We start from the raw sequence: 22,991 nt of genomic DNA, 5'->3' as shown, positions 1-22,991 counted from the left end.
TCCTCACTGCTTTTCGTACGGGTGCGGTCGGGCGGGCCGCCGGATCAGCCGACGAACTCGACATTGGACGTCAGCCAGCGGCCCCGCTCGAGCACAAGGTCGAGCTGCAGCCGATAGGTGCGGGACTGCCCCTCGGGCGCGGCGGTGTTGGTCACCTTGCTGTCGGCGACCACCAGCACCCGCGCCGAGCGCTCGTCGGCCCGCGCGATGCCCGCCTCGAGCACCTGCCCCTCCGAGACCGACCTGTTGGCCGCGACCAGCTTCGTCAACTCGGCGGTCTGCGAGGCGAACTGCTCCTTGAAGTCGCCGGTCGCGCCTTTCAGCACGTTCTTGCTGTCCCGGTCGTAGTGCCGGTAGTCCAGCGAGGTGAAGTTCAGCGCCGACTGGCGGGCGGCGGCCAGGATGTCCTGGTGCCGCTGCGCCTGCGCGCGCTGCTCGTACACCTCGACGCACAGCCAGCCGCTGAGGGCCGTCACCGCGACGGTGGCCACGGCGAGCGTCGCCGGCAGCGCCCTGCCGCGCCTCGCCGCGGTGGCCAGCCTGCCGCCGAGCCGCCGCAGCGGCGCGGGCAGTCCCGGCCGCCGTGTCCGGTCGGCGCGCGCGTTCTCTGCGGGTGCGCCGTCCGTTCGCGCCTGCTCCTCACGTCCGTCGTCCGCACCTGCGGCGACCGCGTGCGCCTCGTCCGCAGGAGCGTCGTCCGCCCGTGCCGCGTCCTCGCGTGCGTCGTCCGCGCTCATGCCATCGGTCCCACGAGCAGCCATTGCCACGAGTCCTTTCCGAACGTGCTCTGTTCGCCGCCCGTCGAGCCGATCTCGACGAGCGTGCCGCCCGGCCCGGCGAGGGTGCCGGTCTCCGGGTCGTACGGGGTGACGTGCGCCGCCTGCCGTGCGCCGCCCGACCCCGAGGAGGGGCCGGGCGCGTTCTGGGCGCCGCGCACCGAGGTACCGCTGCCACGCGGCTCGGTGCAGCGTGCCCCGGTGTTGGCGGGCCGCTGAGAGGTGTCCGCCGGGTCACGCCGCTGGGTGCCGTATCCCTGGCGGCACGGCGGCGGGTCGTCGGCGTTCACGACCATGCCGAAGTGGGTGGTGCCGTCGCCGGGGATCACGGTGTAGCTGCCGGCGACGATCACCGGGAACGTCACCAGTGCCTGCTCCACCCCGGGCAGGCGGGCCACGGTGACCTGGCCGCCGCTGATCAGATTGGAGAGCAGCACCGGCAGATGCGTCTCGTTGGACTTCAGCAGCGAGTCGACCTCCTGTGCCGCCGGGGCGCTGTTGCCGACCAGCCGCCTCAGATCGCCGTCTCGCGCCTTCAGCTCCGCGGTCAGCGCGGCCAGGTCTCGGGAGAACGATGTGATCGCCGAGCCCTTGTCACTCTGGGTCTTCAGCACCACCCGCGAGTCCTCGATGAGCGAGGTCGTCTCGGGAAGGTTCTCGGAGGCCGACTCGACCAGCAGGTTTCCGGAGTCCACCAGCTTGCTCAGATGCGGCCCGGTGCCGGCGAAGGCCTTGCCGAGTTCGTCGACCGTGACCCGCAGATCGTCCTTGCCGACCGAGTTCACCAGCCGGTCCAGGCTGAGGATGGGCGCCGTCGTGGGCAGCGGGACCCTGGTGTCGGCGCGCGGGATCTCGCTGCCCTGGCGCAGATACGGGCCGCCGGAGCGGCGGGGCTGGAGGTCGACGTACTGCTCGCCGACCGCGGAACGGTTCGCCACCACGGCCAGCGTGTCCGCCGGTATCCGGGTCCCGTCCTCGATGTCCAGCGCCACCGAGACACCGTCCGCGCCGGCGAGCCGCAGCTCACCGACCCGGCCCACCGGAACGCCCCGGTAGGTGACCTCGGCGCCCTGGAAGATGCCGCCGGAGTCGGCGAAGTCGGCCCGCACGGTGTATCCGCGGTCCAGCAGGCTGTCCACCAGGCCGGTGTACTGGGCGCCGACGTACGAGCACCCGACGGCGGTGACCGCGGCGAAGGCGATCAACTGGGCCCTGACCGTAGGTGTGATCACGGCTGCATCCCCTTCAGCATCAGCTCGGCCAGTGCCAGATCGATCCCCGCGGGCAGCCGGCGTCCGTCGCCGGACGCCTCCTCGTAGGAGGCGTGGCTGCCGGTGCACACCGGCGGACACAGCGGTCCGTCGCCACCGGGGGACGTGGGAGCGCCCGGCGTCGGTGCGCCGGGAACCGAGGGGGGCCCGCTCGGCAGAGGTGCGTCCGGCAGGCCGGGCACCCCGGGCAGGTCGGGCGTGCCGGGAACCTCCGGCAGCCCGGGCTTCTGCGGGGTGCCGGGCTTCTTCGGTTCCTCCGCGAGGTTGCCGTAGATGCTCGCGAGGTCCAGGTCCGCGGTGATCTTGAGGTTGACGTAGTCGCCCTTGATGGCGCCCGTCGCGTTCCGGGGGAACGGATAGGTCGTCAGGATCTCCAGCGAGTTGGGGAGATCGCTGCCGGCCTTGTTCAGCTCCCGCAGGATCGGCTGCAGGCTCCTGAGGTTGGCCACCGTGTCCGCGCGGGAGGTGTCGATCACCTTGGTGCCCGTCTTCCCGAGCTCCGAGAGGGAGGTCAGCATCGCCGTCAGATTGCGGCGCTGGTCGGCCAGTACCTTCAGCGCGCCGGGCATGGTGTCCACGGCCTGCGCGATCGTCTTCTTCTCCGCAGCAAGACGCTTCGCCAGCCGGTCGATGCCCTCGAGCGCCCGGACGATCTCCTTGCGCTGCTCGTCGAGCCCGCCGATGAACGTGTCCAGCTCGCCGAGCAGGTCCTTGACCCGGTTCTCCCGGCCCTCCAGCGCCTTGTTCAGCTCCACGGTGATCGTCTTGAGTTGCGCCACACCGCCGCCGTTCAGCAGCGCGGAGAGAGCGGAGAGCACCTCCTCGATCTCCGGGTTGCGCCCGGTGCGCGACAGCGGGATGCGCGCACCGTCGGTGAGCCGCCCGCTGGGTTCGACGCCCACCGGCGGGGACAGGGCCACGTACTTCTCCCCGAGCATGCTGGTCTGCCGCAGCTCGGCGATCGCGTTGCCGGGCAGCTTCACATCGTCGGCGATGCGCAGCCGGACCCGGGCGTGCCAGCCGACCAGTTCCACCTTCTCGACCGCGCCCACGGTCACGTTGTTGACCTTCACCGCCGACTGCGGGACCAGGTCCAGGACGTCCCTGAAGTCGGCCGTCACCTGGTAGGCGTTGCCGTCGGCGGCCGCGCCGCCAGGCAGGTTCACGTCGTACAGGCCGTTGAACTCACAGCCGGTGAGCAGCACGGAGCCCATGGCCGTCACCAGGGCCACGGCCCTGCGCCTGCGGGGTGCACTCATGCGCGTGCCTCCAGGATTCCGCCGAGCGTCCGGTCGACCTGGCCGGTGCCCGACACGGGGCCGGCGTGCGGCACCTTGGGCAGCGAGTCGAACAGCTTGTCCAGCTCCGCGCAGTCGGGGTTCTTGCCCCCCGCGTCGCCGGTGGTCTTCAGCAGCGAGCACAGCAGCGCCGCCGGGTCCTGCGGATGGTCGGGGTTGTTGCGGGTGTCGAGGGTGCCCGACGAGGGGTTGTACGCGTTCTGGAGGTTCGACAGGCCGGTGGGCGCGACATCCATCAGCTCCGCCAGCGCCGCCCGCTGGGTGACCAGCACCTTGGTGACCTTGCTGAGCCCCTTCACGTCCTCGGTCAGCGACTTCTTGTTGTTCTTCACGAACCTCGACACGTCCCCGAGCGCCACCCCCAGGTGCTTGAGCGCCGCCGCGAGGTCCTTGCGCTCCCCGGCGAGCTGATCGGCGACCGCGGCGAGACTGTCGTTGAACGACCGCACGCTCTTGTCGTCGGCGGCGAGCGCCGCGGTGAACACCTGCAGATTGCGTACGGTGCCGAACAGGTCCTTCCGGCCGTCGGACAGTGTGGTGACCGCGAGGGACAGATCCTCCACCGTCCGGTGCATCTGTTCACCCTGGCCGTCGAGATTGTCGGCGCTCACCCCCAGCAGCCGCGAGAGCGAGCCGTCCTTGTTGGCGCCCTTCGGACCGAGCGCCTCGGCCGTCGTGTGCAGGCTGTCGAAGACCCGGTCCAGCTCCACCGGCACCGCCGTGCGGCTCTGAGGGATCACCGCGCCGTCGCGCATCACGGGCCCGCTCCGGTACACCGGCAGCATCTGCACGTAACGGTCGCTGACGACCGAGGAGTTGATGATGGCGGCCCGGGCATCGGCCGGGATCCTGCGCCCGGGTTCGTACTCGAGCTCCACGCGCACCCGCCCGCCCTCGGGGACGATCTCGGTGACCTCACCGACGCGTACGCCGAGCACCCGCACGTCGGAGCCCGGGTAGATGCCCACCGTGCGTGGGAAGTATGCGGTGACGCGCACCGGTTCCTCGCGCGGCCACAGTACGACCGCGGCGCAGACCAGCGTCGCCGCGGCGACGGCGGCGGCCGTCAGCCGGGCCGTACGGCCCTTCGGGTTGAAGCGGATGCGGCCCTTCATCGCGACCCTCCTGTCCGGGGGACCACCGGAGCGGCGACCATGTTCTGGATGTAGCTGTCGAACCAGCGGCCGTTGCCGAGGGTGTTGGTGAAGACCCGCACGTAGGGGGCGAGCAGGGCGACGCTGCGGTCGAGACTGGCCTGGTTGCGCTCCAGCATCCGCACCACCTGGTTCAGCCCTTCGAGCGCCGGACCTATCTCCTTCTCGTTGTCCTTGACAAAGCCCGACAGCTGGATGCCGAGCGCCGCCGAGCTCTTGAGGAGCGCATGGATGGCCGCCCGGCGACGGGATATCTCCTTGAAGAGTGCGTCACCGTCCTTCACCAGGGTGGTGAACTCACCGGAGCGTTCCGCGAGCACCTTGGTGACCGAGTTGGCGTGCTTCAGCAGCTCGCGCAGGTCCTCGTCACGCGAGGCCACCGTCTTCGAGATCTTCGACAGTCCCTTGATCGAGGCCCGTACCTCCTCCGGCGAGTCCTCGAAGGTCGTCGAGATGGTGTCCATGGCCTTCGCCAGCTGCTCGGTGTCGACCTTTTCGCTGGTGGTCGTCAGATCACTGAAGGCCTGGACGACGTCGTACGCCGGGGTCGTGCGCTCCAGCGGGATCTCGCTGCCGGGCCGCAGCTGTCCGGACCCCTTCGGCTGCAGGGCCAGGTACTTCGAGCCCAGGATCGTCTTGATCCGGATGGCCGCGCCGGTCCTCGTGCCGAACTCCGGCTCTCCCTTGACGCGGAAGACGACCTTCACATGGTCGCCGTCGAGATCGACCTCGTCGACCTTGCCGACCTTGACCCCGGCGATGCGCACGTCGTCGCCCGGCTTGAGCCCGCCGGCCTCCGAGAACGCGGCGCTGTAGGTGTCGCCGCTGCCGATGACCGGCAGGTCGTCGGCGTTGAACGCGGCCGTCGCCAGCAGGGCGAGCGTGGTGAGACCGACCGCGCCGATCACCACCGGGTTCCTGTCGCGGAACGGGCCGAGCCTGGGCAGGAGCCGTGTCGTCATCCGCCGCACCTCGCCCGCGCCACGTGCAGCTCCGGAGTGATCACCTCTCGGGTCTTCGGCAACACGATCCGGCCGTCGAAGTCACAGAGGTAGAAGTTGAACCAGGAGCCGTACGAGGCGGTCCCGGTCAGCTTGTTGAGCTTGTTCGGCAGCCGCTTCAGCACGCCCTCCACGGTCTTCTCGTTGTCGTTCAGCGTCTTGGTGAGGTCCCTCAGCTCGGCGATGTCGCCCTTCAGCGGCGGCCGGGCGTCCTCGAGCAGACCGGAGGTCGCCTCGGTCAGCAAGCCGATGTTCTCCAGCGAGGACCCGATCGGCTTGCGGTCGGCGGACAGTCCGGAGATCAGCCGCTGCAGCTGCTTGAGCAGCCCGGAGAACCGGGCGCCGCGCTTGTCGAGGGTCTGCAGCGTGGTGTTGAGGTTGTCGATCACCGATCCGATCAGCTCGTCCCGGTCGGCGAGGGTCGTGGTCAGGGACGCGGTGTGCGCGAGCAGGCTGTTGACCGTTCCGCCCTCGCCCTGCAGCGTCTTGATGATCTCGGTCGCGAGCTGGTTGACGTCCTTCGGGCTGAGCGCGGCGAACAGCGGCTTGAAGCCGCCCAGCAGCGCGTTGAGGTCGAGCGCCGGCTGCGTCCGCGCCAGCGGGATCGTCCCGCCCGGCTTCAGCCTCGTCCCGTCGCCCGCGCCCTCGGTGAGCGCCAGATAGCGTTGGCCGACCAGGCTCCGGTAGCGGATGACCGCACCCGTGCTGGTAAGCAGCGGCCGGTCGTGGGAGACGGTGAAGGTCACCTCCGCCAGGGTGCGGTCCTTGATGCGGTCCCCCTTGATCCTTATGGCCTCGACCTCGCCGACCCGCACTCCCGCGACGCGGATGTCGTCGCCCTCCTCCAGGCTGGTGACATCGCTGAACACCGCTCGGTAGGTGTGCTCCGGGGTGAAGGAGAGGTTGACGATCGTCGCCGCGAGCAGCGTCGTCGCCAGGATCGTCACCACGGCGAAGAGAATGAACTTGACCAGCGGTGCCGCGGTCGCGGTGGCTCCTGATGCCTTCATGCCACAGTCACCGCCGTCCCGCGCGCCATGGGGCCGAAGAGCAGCGTCGCCACCGCGGGGACCCGGTCGGCGGACACTCCGAGGACCGGCGCGACCAGCGAGCCGACGGCCCGCTGTTCGGCCGCGGTCGCGGAGACCGGGCCGGCTCCGGGCGGGCCGCCGGCAGCGACATCCTTCGTACCGTCGTCGAGCTTGGTGTGTCCCGACGGCACGGAAGGGTTGGGGACGCTTCTGCAGTTGGGGCCGGAGCGCTCGGCATAGCGCGGTTCCTCACCGGGTCGGTACGCGGGTCGCGGATGGACGAATTCGAGGGTGATGCGCATTTCGCCGCCCCTGAACGCCTTCTCCGACTCCCTGGTCTGGCGCTCGAGTCCGTCCAGGAGGCACGGGTACTCGGGCGAGTAGCGGGCGAAGAGGTCGAGGGTGGGGCGGGAGACACGGCCCAGGGTGATCAGCCGCTCGCCGTTGTCGTCGAAGAACTTCTCCGCCGTGCCGGCGACCTTCGCCGTTCCCGTCAGGGCGGCGGCCAGCTGCTCGCGCTTCGCCACGATCGTGCGGCTCGTGGTGACGGAGTTGCGCAGGATGTTCATCAGGTCGGGTGCCGCGTCCCCGTAGACCTCGGCGACATCGGCGAAGCGGGAGATGTCCTCCTGCATGGACGGCATATGGGGGTTGAGCTTGCGCAGATAGCGCTCCAGCCGGACCAGGTTGTCGCCGATGCGGTCGCCGCGCCCCTCCAGTGCGGTGGAGAACGCGTGCAGCGTGGCGTTGAGATCCGCGGGCCGCACGGTGCGCAGCAGCGGGAGCAGGTCGTTCATCAGGTGCTGCATCTCGATGCCGGCCCTGGTGCGGTCCTGGGTGATCACGTCACCGGCACGGATGTGCCGACCGGACGAGCCGGGCGGCGCCACCAGATCGACGAACTTCTCGCCGAACAGCGTCTTCGGCAGCAGGCGTGCCTGCACCTCGGCCGGGATCCGTTCGACATGCTCCGGCTTCAGGGCGATGTCGAGCGTCGCCTTCTCCCCGTCGGCCCGCACCTCGCGCACCTCACCGACGAGCAGTCCGCGCAGTTTGACGTCGGCCCGCGGGTCGAGCTGGTTGCCGAGCGTGTCGGCCTCGAGCGTGATGCGCACGATCGAGGTGAACACCTGCTGGTACGCGGCCACGGAGAGCGACAGCAGCAGGGCGATGACGGCGAGGAACACGATGCCGTACAGCCGCAGCCGGCCACTGCGCGCCGCGGCGCCTCCTTCGATACTCATCGGCCCCTACCCCGCTATCCGTACGGTCGTGTTGGCGCCCCAGATCGCCAGGCTGAGGAAGAAGTCGAGAATGTTGATCGCCACGATCGAGGTCCGCACCGCACGCCCGACCGCGACGCCGACACCGGCCGGGCCACCGCTCGCGTAGTAGCCGTAGTAGCAGTGCACCAGGATGATCACGACGGCGAAGACGATCACCTTGCCGAAGGACCACAGCACGTCGACCGGCGGCAGATACTGCTGGAAGTAGTGGTCGTAGGTGCCGGTGGACTGCCCGTAGTAGCCGGTGGTGATGGTGCGGGCGGCGAAGTACGAGGACAGCAGCCCGATCACGTACAGCGGGATCACGGCGACGAACCCGGCGATCATCCGCGTCGTCACCAGGAACGGCAGCGACGGGACGCCCATCACCTCGAGCGCGTCGGTCTCCTCGCTGATCCGCATCGCGCCCAGCTGCGCGGTGAACCCGGCCCCGACCGTCGCGGAGAGCGCCAGGCCCGCCACCAGCGGGGCGATCTCCCGGGTGTTGAAGTACGCGGACAGGAACGCCACGAAGTTCGACGTGCCGAGCTGGTTGAGCGCCGCGTATCCCTGCAGGCCGACCTCGGTGCCGGTGAAGAACGACAGGAACGCGATCACCCCGACGGTGCCGCCGACGACGGCGAGCGCGCCACGGCCGAAACTCACCTCCGCGAGCAGTCGCAGGATCTCCTTCTTGTAGCGGCGCAGGGTGCGCCCGGTCCAGGCCAGCGAACGGCCGTAGAAGACCAGCTGCCTGCCCAACTCCTCGAGCTGCGGCGGAAGCACACGATTCAACAGCGGCATCGCTCAGCCCCTCTGCGGAACGATTTGGAAGTACACGGCGGTCATCACGAAGTTCGTCACGAACAGCAACATGAAGGTGATGACCACCGACTGGTTCACCGCGTCACCGACGCCCTTCGGACCACCCTTCGCGGTCAGCCCCTTGTACGAGGCGACGATCGCGGCGATCGCCCCGAAAACGAGTGCCTTGAGCTCCGCCGCCCAGAGGTCGGAGAGCTGGGCGAGTGTGGTGAACGAGGCGAGGTAGGCGCCCGGAGTGCCGTTCTGCAGCACCACGTTGAAGAAGTAGCCGCCGGCCACCCCGACCACCGACACCAGGCCGTTGAGCAGCACCGCCACCAGCATCGTGGCCAGCACCCTCGGCACGACCAGCCGGTGGATCGGGTCGATGCCGAGCACCTGCATCGCGTCGATCTCCTCGCGGATCTTGCGCGCGCCGAGATCCGCACAGATCGCCGTGCCGCCCGCACCCGCGATCAGCAGCGCCGTCACGATCGGCGACGCCTCCCGCAGCACCGCGAGCACGGAGGCCGCGCCCGAGAACGACTGGGCGCCGAGCTGCCGGGTCAGACTGCCGATCTGCAACGCGATGACCGCGCCGAACGGGATCGACACCAGCGCCGTCGGCAGGATCGTCACACTCGCGACGAACCACGCCTGCTGGATGAACTCCCGGAGCTGGAAGGGCCGCTTGGGGATCGTGCGCAGGACGTCGAGCCCCATGGCGAACAGGCTGCCCGACTGCCGCAGCGCGCCGGTGGGTGACAGGCTCATGCGTGCCCCGCCTTTCCGCGCGCCGACGCCCGGACCTGCCGCAGCGACTCACGTTCGGCGATGGCCTCCCAGCGGGGCGGCCGCTCGATGCCCTTGGTGGGCAGCAGCCGCGGCGTCAGGTCCGGTATGCCGGGAGCCGCGGGGTCCTCCGCCTCGCCGAGCTGCGCGAGCTCCTGCTCGACCTGCGCGGCGTCCTTCTCCTCCGCCATGCCGATCGGCCCCTGCATCCGGCCGTTGAGGAATTGCCGCACCACTGGCTCCTCGCTGGTCAGCAGCTGCTCACGCGGCCCGAACATCACCAGCTCGCGTCGGAACAGCAGCCCGATGTTGTCCGGGACCTGCCGGGCGGAGGCGATGTCATGGGTGACGATCAGGAACGTCGCGTCGATCTGCGCGTTGAGGTCGACGATCAGCTGGTTCAGGTACGCCACGCGTACGGGGTCGAGACCCGAGTCCGGCTCGTCGAAGAGGATGATCTCCGGGTCGAGGACCAGCGCACGGGCGAGACCGGCGCGCTTTCGCATACCACCCGAAATCTCGCCGGGCAGCTTGTCCTCCGCGCCGATCAGACCCACCATGTCCATCTTCTCGAGGACGATGCGGCGGATCTCGCTCTCCGGCTTGCGGGTGTGCTCGCGGAGAGGGAAGGCGATGTTGTCGTAGAGGTTCATCGACCCGAACAGCGCGCCGTCCTGGAACAGCACGCCGAAGAGCTTCCGCACCTCGTAGAGGTCGTGCTCGCGCAGGGCGGTGATGTCCTGTCCCGCGATCCGGATCGACCCGCGCTCGGGCTTCAGCAGCCCGACGAGCGTCTTGAGGAAGACGGACTTGCCGGTGCCCGAGGGTCCGAGCATCACGGAAACCTCACCGGCGGGCAGGGTCAGGGAGACGTCCTGCCAGATGACCTGGTGCCCGAAGGACTTGGTGAGCCCTTCCACACAGATCTCGACACCCATCCGGTACACCCTTCAGCCGTGGAGCGGTCCGACACCTGCTCTACGGGGAGGGGGGCGGGGTCCGTCGCCGCAGGGTGAAGTTTTTTTGCGGGCGGGTTTCGGGGGCGGGTCGGGAGTGTGAGGGCGTGGCCACTGTGCGGAGCCGTTCCCCCTCCCCGCCCCTTCCGGACCGGGCTCCGCCCGGGCCCCCGAATCGGGCTCCGCCCGGCCCCCTACCGCGCTGTGCGCAGGCCCTGCCCGGCCGGGCCTACTCGATCACCCGGTCCACCCACCACCGCAGCGTGGCGGTGTGCCCCGGGCCCCCGGAGCGCTCACGGGCCGGGCCGCCTGACACACACGACGACCGCGTACTTTCCGAGCGAGCAGCCGTCATCGTTCGGCGTCGAGGCCGAGGTGCTCGGCCCGGAGGGAGCCGAGGTGCTCGGCCCCCTCCGCATTGACGGAGTCGGCGTCGGGGCGATTCCGGTACGCGGGGTCGCCTGGAGCGGCTTTGGCGCCGGCAAGTCCCCGCTGCACCGGGCGAGGGCCGAGGCCTGGCCCAGCCCCATGGGCAAGCCGGAGCCCTTTCAGCTCGGTTCCGAACGATGGGGACGACACGCGGCCGAACCCGGTCACCGGCGGGCGTGCCCGGCGGCGTGACGGCACGTCATCGTGCCCTTCCCGCCGCGGCGTTGTCAGTGGTGGCCGTTAGCGTCGGGGGTGCTGGAAGGGCCGTTTCCCGACAGGAGTGGACGATGACCGAGAACCGTGTGAAGCCCGCGCTCAGGGTGGTACTGACCGACGTCAACGAGCGGGTGGTGGAGGCGTGGCGGGCTGCGTTCGCCGACACTCCCGGGATCGAGATCCGCAGCGGCTCGATCCTCGACGAGGACGTCGACGCCTGGGTCACTCCGACCAACTCCCGGGGCCGGATGGACGGCGGGGTCGACGCTGTCATCAAGCGGCACCTCGGAGCCGGTATCCAGTTGCGCGTGCAGCGGGCGATCCGCGACCGGTTCGCCGGGACCCTCCCGGTGGGCAGCGCGGTCTGCGTCCCGTCGGGGGCGACCGTCCCGCGGTACCTGATATCGACGCCGACCATGGTGCAGTCCTCGCAGAACGTGAGTGAAACGCTGAACGTGGCCTTGGCGTGCGCCGCCGCGTTCCAGGCCGTCCACCGGCAGAACCGGCAGGTGTCGGGCAGCATCCGCTCGGTGGCACTGGTCGGGATGGGCGCGCAGACCGGCCGGGTGCCGGCCCGGGTCTGCGCCAACTTGATGTGGACCGGCTACACGCTCTTCCACGACCACTGGTTCGAGGACGACGACGAGCTGCGCGCCACGATCACCGCGCAGCTCGACGGCATCGAGAACGCGCCGGTCGCGAAGCGGGTGCGCATCGTGCCGCCGAAAGGGCATTCCTTTCGCCCTTGATCCCGTCCACTCCGCCGGCCACCCGTCCGCTGAGCCCGCCGGCCACCTCCATTCCTCAGGTACGACGACCGGGAGCCCTTCCCTCATGAGCGACGCCACCCTCCCCCCGGCCCAGCCCGACGCGAACGACCCGCTGGCCCTCACCGAACTCTTCAAGGGCGGCGGTGAACCCTGGCTTCCGCTCCTGAAGCCCGTCATCGAGGCGCAGCCGGATGCCGCCGAGTTCATCGGCCAGGGCCGCAGCCCGGAGGTCGTCCCGGTCCGGGAACTGACCTTCCAGGCGCTCAAGCCCACCCCGCCGCACAAGTGGAAGGTGGTCGTTTTCGGTCAGAACCCGTACCCGCGGCCGGAGAGCGCCACCGGCATAGCCATGTTCGACAACACCTTCAACGACTGGAAGGACAGCCAGTTCGGCAGGGTCGTCAGCATCCGCTGCATCATCAAGGCGGCGGCCATGTGGAAGTACGGCATCGCCAAGAAGACGCCCATCGCCGATGTCCGCGCCCTGTTGAAGGAGCGAGAGACGGTCCAGCCGCCGGAGTGGTTCCAGGCGATGCTCACGCAGGGCGTGCTGCTGCTGAATGCCTCGCTCACCGCCAGTGGCGACGGCGCGATGGGGGCCGACCGGCACACCGCGTTCTGGCGGCCCGTCGTCGAACGGATCGTCGAGGAGATCCTCAAGGCCAAGCAGGACGCGGACGAGGAGGACCGCGGCGTCGTCTTCGCCTGGTGGGGGGCCCACGCGCGCAACCTGAAGAAGGTCGTCCTGCGGCTCCAGGAGAAGTACCCGGACGTCGAGGTCCGGCACATCGACCACGCCAACCCTGCGGCCCAGGGCGACGTCTTCTGCGAGGGGGACCACTTCGCCACGGTGAACGCAGCACTCGCGTCGCTGGGCGCCGAGGACATCGACTGGCTGCCGAGCAAGGGGTGGGACGAGGGGGCGGTCGGCGCCGACGGTACGGACGGCGATGTCGCGGCGCGCATGGGCGCCTTCATCGCGTCGACCATGGAACTGCACCAGCTGTATCTGGAGCGGCTCACCAGCGTCAAGGACGAGGGGCTCGTCCTCCCGGCGATCACCGGTGTGTTCGACACCCCGCTGATGGACTTCCAGGACGCCGTCGCCCCGGTCGCCGAGGTGCTGTCCGGTCTCGGCCGGCACATCGACCGGTCCGGGGAGTTCGGCAAGCGGCGGGCGGACGAGACGGTCAGCGGCCTGTCCGCCGACGCGATCGCCGCGCTCTACCTCTACACCTGCGAGTCCGCCTTCTACCGCGAGATCAACGCCGTCCTCCGCTCCCCGGACCGGACGAAGGTCGTGCCCTACCTCCCGTACCTGCGGCTGCTGTTCTCGGCGGTCTCGGGGCTGCCTGCCCACACCCAGCCGCTGTGGCGCGGTGTGTCTCTGGACCTGCGGGGGCAGTACCCGGTCGGGCAGACGGTGACCTGGTGGGGCGTGTCCTCGTGCACCTCCGAGCTGAGCGTGGCCCGGTCATTCCTGGGGAGCCGCGGCAAGCGGACACTCTTTGAGGTCACTCCCGCGCGAGCGGTGGGGATCAGGAGCTTCTCCGCCTTCACCGGGGAGGAGGAATACATCCTCGCACCGGGCACCCAGCTCAAGGTGACAGATGTGAAGAGCGAGCGCGGCGGCCTGTGCACGGTCAAGCTGACCGAAGCGGACGCTGCCCACCTCGTCTCCTGACCGCCGGCCCGTCGGCCCTCGAACCGCGGCTCGGGCGGTCAGGCCGCGGCGGAACGCGGTGGGCAGCGGGCCCGCGGCGGCTGCCGGTGCGGGGACTGGCCCCTCGGCGGGCCACGTCCGGCCCGGACAGCCGCCGTTGCTGCTCTTCCGACAGCTCCGTCCAGGAGTTCGCCTGCCGTCGGAGCCATCGTCCGAGGTCGCCTTCGCAGCGGATGCCGCGGAGATCATTGGCGGGACAGTCCTCAGTCTCCTTCGACCTGCGGTTTTGCTTTCCGCTCCGTGGTTTCCCGGTTCAGGTAGTTGTAGACGGTGAAGCGGCTGACGCCCAGGGCGCCGGCCACCGTCTCCACGCCGTGCCGCACGGAGAACGCGCCGCGCGACTCCAGCGTCCTGACGATGGACTGCTTGGTCCTGCGGTCCAGTTCGGCCAGCGGCCGGCCGTGCTGCCGCTCCAGCGCCGCGAGGATGTGGTCCAGGGAGTCCGCGAGCTGCGGAAGACGCACGGCGAGGACCTCCTCGCCCTCCCAGCTGAGTATGACGTCGTCCGCCGCGGCCTCACCGGGCTCGATCAGCACACCGCCCATGGCGTCCACGAGCGGCTTCACGGCCTGCGCGAGGGCGTGGTCCAGGGCCGTCATCCCTCACCCTCCACCACGTTGACCTGCAACGAGACCCGAGTGGCACCGTTCTCCAGCGCCTTGCGCAGCAGCGCGTCCACCGCGCCCAGAACCTGCTCCGCGCCGCCCTCGGCCGTGTTGCCGAACGGCCCGACGTCCACCGCGTCCAGCTCCGCCCCCTGCACGACCTCACGTACCGCCAGGGCGTGCGGCGGCGGCTCGTCCAGATCGAACGGCTCCGTCGTGAACTCCACTCTCAGTCGCACCATGCCTCCACGTTAGCCGCGGCGCGCGGGCACCTGTCCCGTACCCCGTGTCCACCTGCCCGCCGCGGAATCGCATGTCATGACGCGACGGACCCGCCGCGCTCCCGCGTAGAGCAAAGGAGACGAGCCGCGCCGGCCCGTGTTCCGGCCCGGCGGCACAGGGAGGGGTCTGCATCATGACAGGACGCACACGCAGAGGCGTCAAGGCAACGGCGCTCGTCACCGCGGCCATGGCGGCACTCACCGCTTCGCAGGGGCCGGGGGCCGCCGTCGCGGCCGGCCAGCAGCGTCCGTCGTCGGCGCCGGACACCGCCGGCGACGGCACATACCGCACGGAACTGCCACCGCTGCGGACGCCGGATCCCGTCGAGGGTCCGGTCGCCGCGGACTCCGCCGCGCCGACGGCGGGGGCACTCCCCGCCACGGTGTTCGCCGCGTACCGGGCCGCGGAGACGGAACTCGCCCTCAGCGCGCCCGGCTGTGCTCTGCGCTGGCAGCTCCTCGCGGCGATCGGCCAGGTCGAGTCCGGGCAGGCGCGCGGTGGCCGGGTCACCGCCGACGGCACCACTGTGACGCCGATCCTCGGCCCGCAGCTGGACGGCGACGGCTTCGCGCTCATACGGGACAGCGACGGCGGGTTGTACGACGGGGACACGGTCTACGACCGGGCGGTCGGGCCGATGCAGTTCATCCCCACCACCTGGGCGGACTGGGGCGCCGACGGCAACGGCGACGGGCGGGCCGACCCGCAGAACGTCTTCGACGCGGCGCTCGCCGCCGGACGCTATCTGTGCGCGGGCGGCCGGAACCTGTCCGACCCGGGTGATCTGGAGCGCTCGGTCCTCTCGTACAACCATTCCACCGCCTACCTGCGGACGGCGCTGGCCTGGTACACCTACTACCTCGCGGGGCACCGCCTCGTCCCCGACGCCGGCGGCGCCCGGGCGGACACCGTTCCCGCACCGGAGCGCACGCGTGCGGCGGAGCCGCGACCGACCCGTCCGGCATCGCCGTCGCCCACCGCGACGGCCGGCACAACCCGCCCCTCCGCCTCGCCCTCGCCCTCCCCCGGCAAGAGCGCACCGGCCGGTGACCCGGAACCGGCGGAACCCCTCCTGCCGCTGCCCCACCCGGACCTGGAGCTGCCCGGCGACACCGTGCTGCCCGGCGCCGGGGGAATGACCAGCAACGGAACGGACTCGATGAGGGCAGCCCCCTCCACAATTCCGGATACCGGGCGGTAATGTCGCCACCCGCCGGGCAAGGACGTCGACCGGCGGGTGTGAGCGAAGGGGCCCCTCATGGCTACGGAGATGCAGCCTGCCCAGCCCGACGGGACGGGCAGGGAGTCCCAGGCGCGCTGGCAGCGCGCCTGGAGCCACCGCGAGGACCTGCTGAAGGTCGCCCGCCGACGGTCGATGAGCCCCGAGGACGCCGAGGACGCCGTGCACGAGGCGATGCTGCGGGCCGCGGAGCACCCGCACCTCGACGACGAGCGGCTGGGCGCGTGGCTGACGACGGTGACGATGCGGCTCTGCGTGGACCGCTACCGCCAGGTCAACCGGGAGACACAGGTGCGCAGCAGCCCGCGGCTGCACCCGCCGGGCCCGGTACCCGTCGAGGAGGCGGTCTGCGACCAGGCGGAGGCCCGATGGCTCGCCAGGCGCAGCTCCGAACTGCCCGCCCGCCAGGCGGAGGCCCTGTGGCTCAAGTCGGAGGACCTGGACGTGGGCCAGGTCGCCACCAAGATGGGCCTGAGCTACCGCACCGTGGAGTCCCTGCTCGCGCGCGCCCGTCGCACCCTGCGCAACTCGCTGGCGGCGACCCTGGGACTGGTGCTGTGGCTGTGCGGCCGCGGCGCCAGGCCGGGCGGCGGGGGCGGCGGCAATGCGCAGGCGGTCGCTCTCGCGTCGACGGCGGCGACGCTGGCGGTGGCGGGCTTCGTCCTGCCGTACGTCCACGACGACGCCCCCGGGCCGCGTCCCGGGCCCGCCGTGACGGACGCGAGCGAGTCCCACGCCCCGGCCCGGGGCAGCACGGCTGCCTCACCGGACGCCGGCGCCCCCTCTCCCACTCCGGCACCGGGCCGGTCCTCGGGCTCGACCCGCCCGGCCGGCGACCGTGGCCTGCCGTTGCCAAAACTGCCCGACGTCCCGCTGCCGGCGCTGCCGCTGTCCACGCCTTCGGTCAAGGGCCTGCCCGTGCCGAGCGTCTCCGGCGTCGAGGGGCTGGCCCCGTCCCTGCCACCGCTGCCGTCGACGTCGGTGGGCACGCCGGATCTGCCGGCCGCGCCGTCGGCGTCCGCGCCCGCCGATCCCTCGGTGCTGCTGCCGGACGGGCCGACGGCCCCGCCCGCGCCCTCGCTGCCCCTGTCTCCCGCACAGCCGTAGCGCCCGGCACGGCGCGGGGCGTCGCGGCGGGCCGTTTCCCCACTCCGCCCCTCCTGATGTGCGGCCCCGCCGTGCGGCGGGGCAAGCCCCGGACCGACGCCGGGGCGGGCGCCGTTGTGCGCTCGGTCGCTGGGGATGCTTCAGACATCGGGTGCTGGACGGCGGCGAGATGCTGTAAATGGCGCAAAGGCCCTGGTGGGGCGGCGCAATGCCACCCGAAGGCGGTGCCCCGCGACGATCGGGGGCGGTATTGGGCACCCCAAGTTTTCAACAAAGTGTTGACGTCACGTTGCCGAAGGGCGTTAGCTATCCGCAGCCCGTCCGACGCACCGCGATGAAACAAGCCACGGAGGCTCCCGTGACTTCACTTCCGAACCCGGGCCTCGCCCGGTTCAACGCCTCCGAGGACAGTGCGGCCCTGGCCGCACTGCACGAGGTGTGCGCCAGTTCGGCGTGGGGGAGCAAACTGCTCGCCCGGCGACCGTACGCCGACACCGACGCCCTTTTCCAGGCCAGTGACGCCGCCATGGCGGAACTGACCGCAGAGGATCTGGCCGAGGCGATGGCAGGTCACCCGCCGATCGGCCGGCCGAAGCCAGGAGACCCGACCTCATCTCGCGAACAGAGCGGGATGGCCGGCGCCTCCGAGGCGCTCAAGGCCGAAATGCTCGAGCTGAACCTCGCCTACCAGGACAGATTCGGCCATGTCTTCCTGATCTGCGCCACCGGCCGCACCGGTGAGCAGATGCGGGACGCCGTCCGCGAGCGGATCGACAACTCGCCCGAACAGGAGCGGGAGATCGTCCGCACCGAACTGGGCAAGATCAACCGCATCCGTCTGACCCGTCTCGTAGAGCAGGAAGAAAGCACATGAGCACGGAAACCACCGCCTCGGTGTCCACGCACATCCTGGACACCAGCGTCGGCCGCCCCGCGGAGGGCGTCGCCATCTCGCTGTCGGCCCGCAGCGGCCACAAGGCGCAGTGGGAGGCGCTCGGCGGCTCCGCCACCGACGCGGACGGGCGCTGCAAGGACCTGCCGGCGCTGCCGGAAGGGACGACGCACGTACGTCTCGACTACGAGACCGAGGCGTATTTCTTGGACAAGCACAGTGCGAAGAAGCAAGCCGATGCGCAGCAGGACGCCCCCGCGAATCGGGACAGCGGTGCGAGCGGTGTGTTCTTCCCCGAGGTGGCGATCACCTTCGCCGTCGTGCCGGGCGAGCACTACCACGTACCGCTGCTGCTCAACCCGTTCGGCTACTCCGTTTACCGAGGGAGCTAGCAGACATGCCCACGATTCTCGGCCAGAACCAGTACGGCAAAGCAGAGAACCGAGTCGTCAAGATCACGCGGGACGGCGACACCCACCACATCAAGGACCTGAACGTCTCCGTCGCCCTCTCCGGCGACATGGACGACGTGCACTACTCCGGCTCCAACGCCAACGTCCTGCCGACCGACACCACCAAGAACACGGTGTACGCGTTCGCCAAGGAGTACGGCATCGAGTCCGCCGAGCAGTTCGGCATCCACCTCGCCCGCCACTTCGTCACCAGCCAGGAGCCGATCCACCGGGCACGCATCCGGATCGAGGAGTACGCCTGGGAGCGGATCGAGACCTCCGACGGCAACTCGAAGTTCATCGGCGCCGACGAGGTGAAGCACTCCTTCGTCCGCAAGGGCCAGGAGGTCCGCACCACCCAGATCACCTTCGACGGTGAACAGTGGGAGGTCGTCTCCGGCCTCAAGGACCTGACCGTGATGAACTCGACCAACTCCGAGTTCTGGGGCTACGTCAAGGACAAGTACACCACTCTCCAAGAGGCGTACGACCGGATCCTGGCCACCCAGGTCGCCGCGCAGTGGCGCTACAACTGGACCTCGGACGAGGACCGCATGCCGAACTGGGACAAGTCCTACGAGCAGGCGAAGAAGCACATGCTCCAGGCCTTCGCGGAGACCTACTCTCTCTCCCTGCAGCAGACGCTCTACCAGATGGGTTCGCGCATCATCAACAGCCGCAGCGAGATCGACGAGATCCGCTTCTCACTGCCGAACAAGCACCACTTCCTGGTGGACCTCGAGCCGTTCGGCCTCAAGAACGACAACGAGGTCTACTTCGCGGCGGACCGCCCGTACGGCCTGATCGAGGCCACCGTCCTGCGGGACGGCGTCGAGCCGAAGATCCCGGTCGACATGACCAACCTCTGACGCGGGACCGACCTGCCCCCGCCCGCCCGCAGCCCGGCGGGGGCCGGCCGGACCGGAGGGAAGAACCATGGCACAGCCTGCAACAGAGCCGGCGGACGGACCACCGGGCCCTGGCTCAGTACCGCTCGTCGCACTGGTCAGCGGCGTCGTCCCCGCCCTCACCGGCGTCCCGCCGATGGCCGTGCCGGTCGCCCGGGCGCAGGGCGGCGACGCCACCGCGGCCGACTTCCGGGCCATCAAGCACTTGGCGTCGACCGGTACCACCCGCGCCGTCATCCCGCTCCTCCAGCGCTTCGGCCGCGGCTTCCTCAAGCAAGTGGCCCTGCCGCTCACCCTGTTCTTCCACCATCTCGGCACCCGCAGCCGCACGGCTGCGGCACTCAAATCCTCCTAGGGTCCTGCCGTGCCCACCTCGCCGATCACAGAAGAAGGAAGCACCATGGCACCTTCGGCAGCCCACGACGGCGCTCTCGAGCGCATCGTCATCGAGAACTGCGCGATCGCCACCGTCGACGCCGACGACTCGGAGTACGCCTGCGGACATGTCGTCGTCGCCGGCAACAGGATCGAGTCCGTCGGAGCCGGCCGGGCCCCCGAGGGCCTGGGGGGTGTCGTACGCCGCATCGACGGGACCGGCCACCTCGTCACGCCGGGCCTGGTCAACACCCACCACCACTTCTACCAGTGGATCACCAGGGGGCTCGCGACCGACCACAACCTCTTCAACTGGCTGGTGGCCCTCTACCCGACCTGGGCGCGCATCGACGAGCCGATGGTCCGCGCCGCGGCGCAGGGCTCGCTCGCGATGATGGCCCGCGGCGGTGTCACCACCGCCATGGACCACCACTACGTCTACCCGCGGGGCTCCGGTGACCTGTCCGGCGCCGTCATCGGCGCCGCACGCGAGACGGGCGTACGGTTCACCCTCGCCCGCGGCTCGATGGACCGCGGCACGTCGGACGGCGGTCTGCCGCCGGACTTCGCGGTCGAGTCCCTCGAAGGGGCGCTGGCCGCCACCGAGGAGACGATCGACCAGCACCACGACGCCTCCTTCGACGCGATGACCCAGGTCGCCGTCGCACCGTGCTCGCCGTTCTCCGTCTCCACCGAACTGATGCGGCAGGGCGCGGAGCTGGCCCGCCGCAAGGGCGTGCGGCTGCACACGCACGGCTCGGAGACCGTCGAGGAGGAGGAGTTCTGCAAGGAACTCTTCGGCATGGGCCCGACCGACTACTTCGAGTCGACGGGCTGGCTCGGCTCCGACGTGTGGATGGCGCACTGCGTCCACATGAACGACTCCGACATCGCCGCCTTCGCCCGTACCGGCACCGGCGTCGCGCACTGCCCCTCGTCCAACGCGCGTCTGGCCGCCGGTATCGCCCGCGTGCCCGACATGCTGAAGGCAGGCGTGCCGGTGGGCCTCGGCGTCGACGGCACCGCGTCCAACGAGTCCGGTGAGCTGCACACGGAGCTGCGCAACGCGCTGCTGATCAACCGGCTCGGCGCGCACCGCGAGGCGGCGCTGAACGCCCGTCAGGCGCTGCGGCTCGGCACCTACGGCGGCGCGCAGGTCCTCGGCCGCGCCGGCCAGATCGGATCCCTCGAGCCCGGCAAACTCGCCGACCTGGTGCTGTGGAAGCTGGACACGCTCGCCCACTCCTCCATCGCCGACCCGGTGGTCGCCCTCGTCTTCGGCGCGGCGGCCCCGGTCTCACTCTCCCTCGTCGACGGCAAGCCGGTCGTCGAGGCCGGCCACCTCACCACGGTGGACGAGGACGCCATCGCCCGCTCCACGCGGGACGAGGCACAGCGCCTGGCGCGGATCGCCGCACAGGGCTGACCGAAGGTAGTCCGGTCGAGGGGGACGGCCCTCGGCCGGCGGCCGTGGACCCGAGCGGGGTCCACGGCAGCCGTCGCCGGGAGGCGCGTGCGGAGCACGTACGCGCTTCCCGGTGGTGGTGACCCGTGCCCACCCCGGCACACGGCACCACCCGCACCACCGGTTCGGGCGACCCGGTATGTGCAACCTGCACCACCCGCACCACCTCCTTGACACCACATGTCGCCGACGACGTGTAACCCGACCGGAGGCACCGCCGTGGCCGCGCAATCCCCGACCCCCGATGCACCTGAAGAGATCGACCGCAAGCACCCGGTCGACGAGACCCTCCCGCCCTCCAAGATGTTCACCAGTGGCCTGCAGCATGTGGCCGCCATGTACGCGGGAGTGGTGGCCCCGCCCATGATCGTGGGGCCCGCCGTGGGCCTCAGCGCCAAGGACACCGCGTTCCTGATGGGCGCGAGCCTGTTCACCGCCGGTATAGCCACCCTGCTCCAGACACTCGGCTTCTGGCGCGTCGGCGCCCGGCTGCCGTTCGTCAACGGCGTCTCCTTCGCCGGTGTGACCCCGATGGTCGCCATCGGCAGGGACCGCGGCTACGACGGCATCGCCGTCATCTTCGGCGCGATCATCGTCGCCAGTGTGCTGGGCTTCCTGCTCACTCCTTACTTCTCCAAACTGGTCCGCTTCTTCCCGCCCGTCGTCACCGGCACGGTTATCACCCTCATCGGTGTGTCCCTGCTGCCGGTCGCCTTCAACTGGTCGCAGGGCGGCAACCCGACCGCCGACGACTACGGGTCCATGAAGAACATCGGCATGGCGGCCCTGACGTTCGTGATCGTGCTGGGGCTGCGGAGACTGCTGCGCGGTTTCCTCCAGCAGATCGCCGTCCTGCTCGGCCTGGTCGTCGGCACGGTCGTCGCCGTCCCGTTGGGCATGACCGACCTCGACGCGATCACGGACGCCGGGATCGTGGGTTTCCCGACGCCGTTCCACTTCGGCGCACCGCAGTTCGAAGTGGCCGCGATCATCTCGATGTGCATCGTGATGCTGGTCTGTATGACCGAGTCCACCGCCGACATGCTCGCGCTCGGCCGGATCGTCGACCGCCCGGCGGACGAGCGGACCATCGAGGGCGGCCTGAGCGCCGACACCCTCGGCAGCGCCGTCAGCCCGCTGTTCAACGGCTTCATGTGCAGCGCGTTCGCCCAGAACATCGGCCTGGTGGCGATGACCAAGGTGCGCAGCCGGTTCGTCGTCGCCGCGGGCGGCGGCATCCTGATCCTGCTCGGCCTCTGTCCCGTCGCCGCGTCCGTGATCGCGCTCGTACCGCTGCCGGTCCTCGGCGGCGCCGGCATCGTCCTGTTCGGCTCGGTCGCGGCGAGCGGCATCCAGACGCTGGCCACGGCGGCGCTGGAGAAGGGCGAGAACGCGCTGATCGTCGCCGCGGCCGTCGGTATCGGCCTGATCCCGATCGCCGCGCCGCAGTTCTACCACGCCTTGCCGGAGGATCTGCTCGTCGTCCTCGACTCGGGCATCTCGACCGGCTGCATCGTGGCGATCCTGCTGAACCTCGCCTTCAACCACCTGGGCCGCAAGGACGGTGCGCAGGAGGAGCCGTCGCCGGAGGGGGCCGGGGCCGCGGTCGCCGAACCGGCCGCCGCGCACTGAGGCGGCCGGACCGAGGGCACAGGCGCCGGGTGAAGCCGTCGGAGGACGGCGTCACCCGGCGCCGTAGTGCTGTGCCCCGGTGTCTGAGGCGATGTTGTCGGCGAGAGCCGGCAGCCGGGTCGTGGTGCCGTTGAACTTGTTGCGGTCCACGTCCCCAAAGACGCCGCTGACCCGGCCGGTCGCGGTGTACTGCCAGAAGGTCCAGGTGGGGAAGCCGTTGGTGGCGGTGGGGTTGCTGACGACCCAGTGGGCCGACCCAGCGCCCTGCTGTACATCCCGGTCCAGTTGCCGGTACAGGTGTTCTACCGGCTCGCGGTCGTGTGGATGACGACGTCGCGGGTGGTGCGCGCCTCGTAGGCGCGAACTCGACGAGGCACTCCGGGAGCATCACCGCCTCCCCGTCGTCTGCGGAGCCGGCGAGGGTGTCGTCCCATGCTTGGCTTCGTAGGTGAGAACGGGCCTGGCACAACTTCGGCGGAGCGGCCACGCCGAGTGAGTGACGAATGGACCCGACCGGGCGGCTTCGCAACCTGCCCCCAAACGCTGC

21 protein-coding genes and 2 pseudogenes are annotated in these 22,991 nt (G+C 70.3%); 10 read left to right on the top strand and 13 right to left on the bottom strand.

The features are described from left to right. Positions 1–44: 44 nt before the first annotated feature. The 10 genes from IE198_RS03450 to IE198_RS03405 are packed head-to-tail and all read right to left on the bottom strand — an operon-like array spanning position 45 to position 10,330. Positions 45–737, bottom strand: a complete 693-nt coding sequence (locus IE198_RS03450) for an Rv1363c family protein (protein ID WP_373299750.1) — start codon at positions 735–737, stop codon at positions 45–47. Further along, positions 734–2,008, bottom strand: coding sequence for an MCE family protein (locus IE198_RS03445; protein ID WP_189882397.1), 1,275 nt, complete (start codon positions 2,006–2,008; stop codon positions 734–736). Before IE198_RS03445 ends, IE198_RS03450 begins: the two co-directional genes overlap by 4 nt. Next, positions 2,005–3,306 carry an MCE family protein gene (locus IE198_RS03440; protein ID WP_189882395.1) on the bottom strand — a complete coding sequence of 434 codons (1,302 nt, stop codon included), beginning with the start codon at positions 3,304–3,306 and terminating at the stop codon, positions 2,005–2,007. Before IE198_RS03440 ends, IE198_RS03445 begins: the two co-directional genes overlap by 4 nt. Beyond that, positions 3,303–4,460, bottom strand: a complete 1,158-nt coding sequence (locus IE198_RS03435; protein ID WP_189882393.1) for an MCE family protein — start codon at positions 4,458–4,460, stop codon at positions 3,303–3,305. Before IE198_RS03435 ends, IE198_RS03440 begins: the two co-directional genes overlap by 4 nt. After that, positions 4,457–5,461, bottom strand: a complete 1,005-nt coding sequence (locus IE198_RS03430) for an MCE family protein (RefSeq protein ID WP_189882391.1) — start codon at positions 5,459–5,461, stop codon at positions 4,457–4,459. The genes IE198_RS03435 and IE198_RS03430 overlap by 4 nt, the downstream gene beginning before the upstream one ends. Continuing rightward, on the bottom strand, positions 5,458–6,510 hold the full coding sequence (locus IE198_RS03425; protein WP_189882389.1) for an MCE family protein: 1,053 nt from the start codon (positions 6,508–6,510) through the stop codon (positions 5,458–5,460). The genes IE198_RS03430 and IE198_RS03425 overlap by 4 nt, the downstream gene beginning before the upstream one ends. Continuing rightward, positions 6,507–7,775, bottom strand: coding sequence for an MCE family protein (locus tag IE198_RS03420; protein WP_189882387.1), 1,269 nt, complete (start codon positions 7,773–7,775; stop codon positions 6,507–6,509). Before IE198_RS03420 ends, IE198_RS03425 begins: the two co-directional genes overlap by 4 nt. Positions 7,776–7,781: 6 nt before the next feature. Beyond that, positions 7,782–8,600, bottom strand: coding sequence for an MlaE family ABC transporter permease (locus IE198_RS03415; RefSeq protein WP_100109945.1), 819 nt, complete (start codon positions 8,598–8,600; stop codon positions 7,782–7,784). 3 nt (positions 8,601–8,603) lie between these two features. Continuing rightward, complete coding sequence (locus IE198_RS03410; protein ID WP_100109946.1) at positions 8,604–9,374, bottom strand: MlaE family ABC transporter permease; 771 nt, start codon at positions 9,372–9,374, stop codon at positions 8,604–8,606. Further along, positions 9,371–10,330 carry an ABC transporter ATP-binding protein gene (locus IE198_RS03405; RefSeq protein ID WP_189882385.1) on the bottom strand — a complete coding sequence of 320 codons (960 nt, stop codon included), beginning with the start codon at positions 10,328–10,330 and terminating at the stop codon, positions 9,371–9,373. The genes IE198_RS03410 and IE198_RS03405 overlap by 4 nt, the downstream gene beginning before the upstream one ends. 734 nt (positions 10,331–11,064) lie before the next feature. Between IE198_RS03405 and IE198_RS03400 the strand changes: the two genes are divergently transcribed. Continuing rightward, the gene (locus IE198_RS03400) at positions 11,065–11,742 is read left to right on the top strand and encodes a macro domain-containing protein (protein WP_189882383.1); all 678 of its coding nucleotides are present in this window, start codon (positions 11,065–11,067) and stop codon (positions 11,740–11,742) included. An 85-nt stretch (positions 11,743–11,827) separates the two neighbouring features. Then, on the top strand, positions 11,828–13,447 hold the full coding sequence (locus tag IE198_RS03395) for an ADP-ribosyltransferase domain-containing protein (protein WP_189882381.1): 1,620 nt from the start codon (positions 11,828–11,830) through the stop codon (positions 13,445–13,447). 242 nt (positions 13,448–13,689) lie between these two features. Here the strand turns inward: IE198_RS03395 and IE198_RS03390 are convergent, their stop codons facing one another. Further along, the gene (locus IE198_RS03390) at positions 13,690–14,085 is read right to left on the bottom strand and encodes a helix-turn-helix domain-containing protein (RefSeq protein WP_189882379.1); all 396 of its coding nucleotides are present in this window, start codon (positions 14,083–14,085) and stop codon (positions 13,690–13,692) included. Then, positions 14,082–14,330, bottom strand: coding sequence for a hypothetical protein (locus IE198_RS03385; RefSeq protein WP_189882815.1), 249 nt, complete (start codon positions 14,328–14,330; stop codon positions 14,082–14,084). The genes IE198_RS03390 and IE198_RS03385 overlap by 4 nt, the downstream gene beginning before the upstream one ends. A gap of 176 nt (positions 14,331–14,506) precedes the next feature. On the opposite strand from IE198_RS03385, the gene IE198_RS03380 reads away from it, so the two are divergent. The 8 genes and pseudogenes from IE198_RS03380 (at position 14,507) to IE198_RS03345 (ending at position 22,444) form a co-directional block, all read left to right on the top strand. After that, positions 14,507–15,574, top strand: a complete 1,068-nt coding sequence (locus IE198_RS03380; protein WP_189882377.1) for a lytic transglycosylase domain-containing protein — start codon at positions 14,507–14,509, stop codon at positions 15,572–15,574. A 57-nt stretch (positions 15,575–15,631) separates the two neighbouring features. Continuing rightward, a complete protein-coding gene (locus IE198_RS03375; protein WP_189882375.1) occupies positions 15,632–16,720 on the top strand; it encodes an RNA polymerase sigma factor in 1,089 nt (362 codons plus the stop codon). A gap of 358 nt (positions 16,721–17,078) precedes the next feature. Then, positions 17,079–17,594: a 2-oxo-4-hydroxy-4-carboxy-5-ureidoimidazoline decarboxylase gene (gene uraD / locus IE198_RS03370; protein ID WP_189882373.1), complete on the top strand. Its 516-nt coding sequence runs from the start codon at positions 17,079–17,081 to the stop codon at positions 17,592–17,594. Continuing rightward, a complete protein-coding gene (gene uraH, locus IE198_RS03365; RefSeq protein ID WP_189882371.1) occupies positions 17,591–18,004 on the top strand; it encodes a hydroxyisourate hydrolase in 414 nt (137 codons plus the stop codon). The genes uraD and uraH overlap by 4 nt, the downstream gene beginning before the upstream one ends. A 5-nt stretch (positions 18,005–18,009) precedes the next feature. Next, positions 18,010–18,933: a factor-independent urate hydroxylase gene (gene pucL, locus IE198_RS03360; protein WP_189882369.1), complete on the top strand. Its 924-nt coding sequence runs from the start codon at positions 18,010–18,012 to the stop codon at positions 18,931–18,933. 133 nt (positions 18,934–19,066) lie between these two features. Beyond that, positions 19,067–19,273 (top strand): annotated as a pseudogene (locus IE198_RS34935) (purine permease); the annotation flags it as partial. A gap of 99 nt (positions 19,274–19,372) precedes the next feature. After that, a complete protein-coding gene (locus IE198_RS03350; RefSeq protein WP_189882366.1) occupies positions 19,373–20,773 on the top strand; it encodes an 8-oxoguanine deaminase in 1,401 nt (466 codons plus the stop codon). A 219-nt stretch (positions 20,774–20,992) separates the two neighbouring features. Beyond that, positions 20,993–22,444, top strand: a complete 1,452-nt coding sequence (locus IE198_RS03345) for a nucleobase:cation symporter-2 family protein (protein ID WP_229833708.1) — start codon at positions 20,993–20,995, stop codon at positions 22,442–22,444. Positions 22,445–22,495: 51 nt separating this feature from the next. On the opposite strand, the pseudogene IE198_RS03340 reads toward IE198_RS03345, so the two are convergent. After that, a pseudogene (locus IE198_RS03340) lies at positions 22,496–22,800 on the bottom strand (glycoside hydrolase family 25 domain-containing protein); the annotation flags it as partial. Positions 22,801–22,991 lie beyond the last annotated feature (191 nt).

Origin of the sequence: Streptomyces xantholiticus, from assembly GCF_014651015.1 — a bacterium.
GTDB lineage: Bacteria > Actinomycetota > Actinomycetes > Streptomycetales > Streptomycetaceae > Streptomyces > Streptomyces xantholiticus.
The sequence above is the reverse complement of the archived record's forward strand: the minus strand, read 5'-3'. Positions and strand labels throughout refer to the sequence as shown.

Excerpts from the sequence above, each read along its gene's own strand:
- IE198_RS03390 (WP_189882379.1), bottom strand. The coding sequence starts at position 14,085 with ATGACGGCCCTGGACCACGCCCTCGCGCAGGCCGTGAAGCCGCTCGTG.
- IE198_RS03410 (WP_100109946.1), bottom strand. The coding sequence starts at position 9,374 with ATGAGCCTGTCACCCACCGGCGCGCTGCGGCAGTCGGGCAGCCTGTTC.
- IE198_RS03400 (WP_189882383.1), top strand. The coding sequence starts at position 11,065 with ATGACCGAGAACCGTGTGAAGCCCGCGCTCAGGGTGGTACTGACCGAC.
- IE198_RS03350 (WP_189882366.1), top strand. The coding sequence starts at position 19,373 with ATGGCACCTTCGGCAGCCCACGACGGCGCTCTCGAGCGCATCGTCATC.
- IE198_RS03415 (WP_100109945.1), bottom strand. The coding sequence starts at position 8,600 with ATGCCGCTGTTGAATCGTGTGCTTCCGCCGCAGCTCGAGGAGTTGGGC.
- IE198_RS03450 (WP_373299750.1), bottom strand. The coding sequence starts at position 737 with ATGAGCGCGGACGACGCACGCGAGGACGCGGCACGGGCGGACGACGCT.
- IE198_RS03345 (WP_229833708.1), top strand. The coding sequence starts at position 20,993 with ATGTCGCCGACGACGTGTAACCCGACCGGAGGCACCGCCGTGGCCGCG.
- IE198_RS03395 (WP_189882381.1), top strand. The coding sequence starts at position 11,828 with ATGAGCGACGCCACCCTCCCCCCGGCCCAGCCCGACGCGAACGACCCG.
- IE198_RS03430 (WP_189882391.1), bottom strand. The coding sequence starts at position 5,461 with ATGACGACACGGCTCCTGCCCAGGCTCGGCCCGTTCCGCGACAGGAAC.
- IE198_RS03375 (WP_189882375.1), top strand. The coding sequence starts at position 15,632 with ATGGCTACGGAGATGCAGCCTGCCCAGCCCGACGGGACGGGCAGGGAG.
- uraH (WP_189882371.1), top strand. The coding sequence starts at position 17,591 with ATGAGCACGGAAACCACCGCCTCGGTGTCCACGCACATCCTGGACACC.
- IE198_RS03420 (WP_189882387.1), bottom strand. The coding sequence starts at position 7,775 with ATGAGTATCGAAGGAGGCGCCGCGGCGCGCAGTGGCCGGCTGCGGCTG.
- IE198_RS03435 (WP_189882393.1), bottom strand. The coding sequence starts at position 4,460 with ATGAAGGGCCGCATCCGCTTCAACCCGAAGGGCCGTACGGCCCGGCTG.
- IE198_RS03425 (WP_189882389.1), bottom strand. The coding sequence starts at position 6,510 with ATGAAGGCATCAGGAGCCACCGCGACCGCGGCACCGCTGGTCAAGTTC.
- IE198_RS03440 (WP_189882395.1), bottom strand. The coding sequence starts at position 3,306 with ATGAGTGCACCCCGCAGGCGCAGGGCCGTGGCCCTGGTGACGGCCATG.
- pucL (WP_189882369.1), top strand. The coding sequence starts at position 18,010 with ATGCCCACGATTCTCGGCCAGAACCAGTACGGCAAAGCAGAGAACCGA.
- IE198_RS03380 (WP_189882377.1), top strand. The coding sequence starts at position 14,507 with ATGACAGGACGCACACGCAGAGGCGTCAAGGCAACGGCGCTCGTCACC.
- IE198_RS03405 (WP_189882385.1), bottom strand. The coding sequence starts at position 10,330 with ATGGGTGTCGAGATCTGTGTGGAAGGGCTCACCAAGTCCTTCGGGCAC.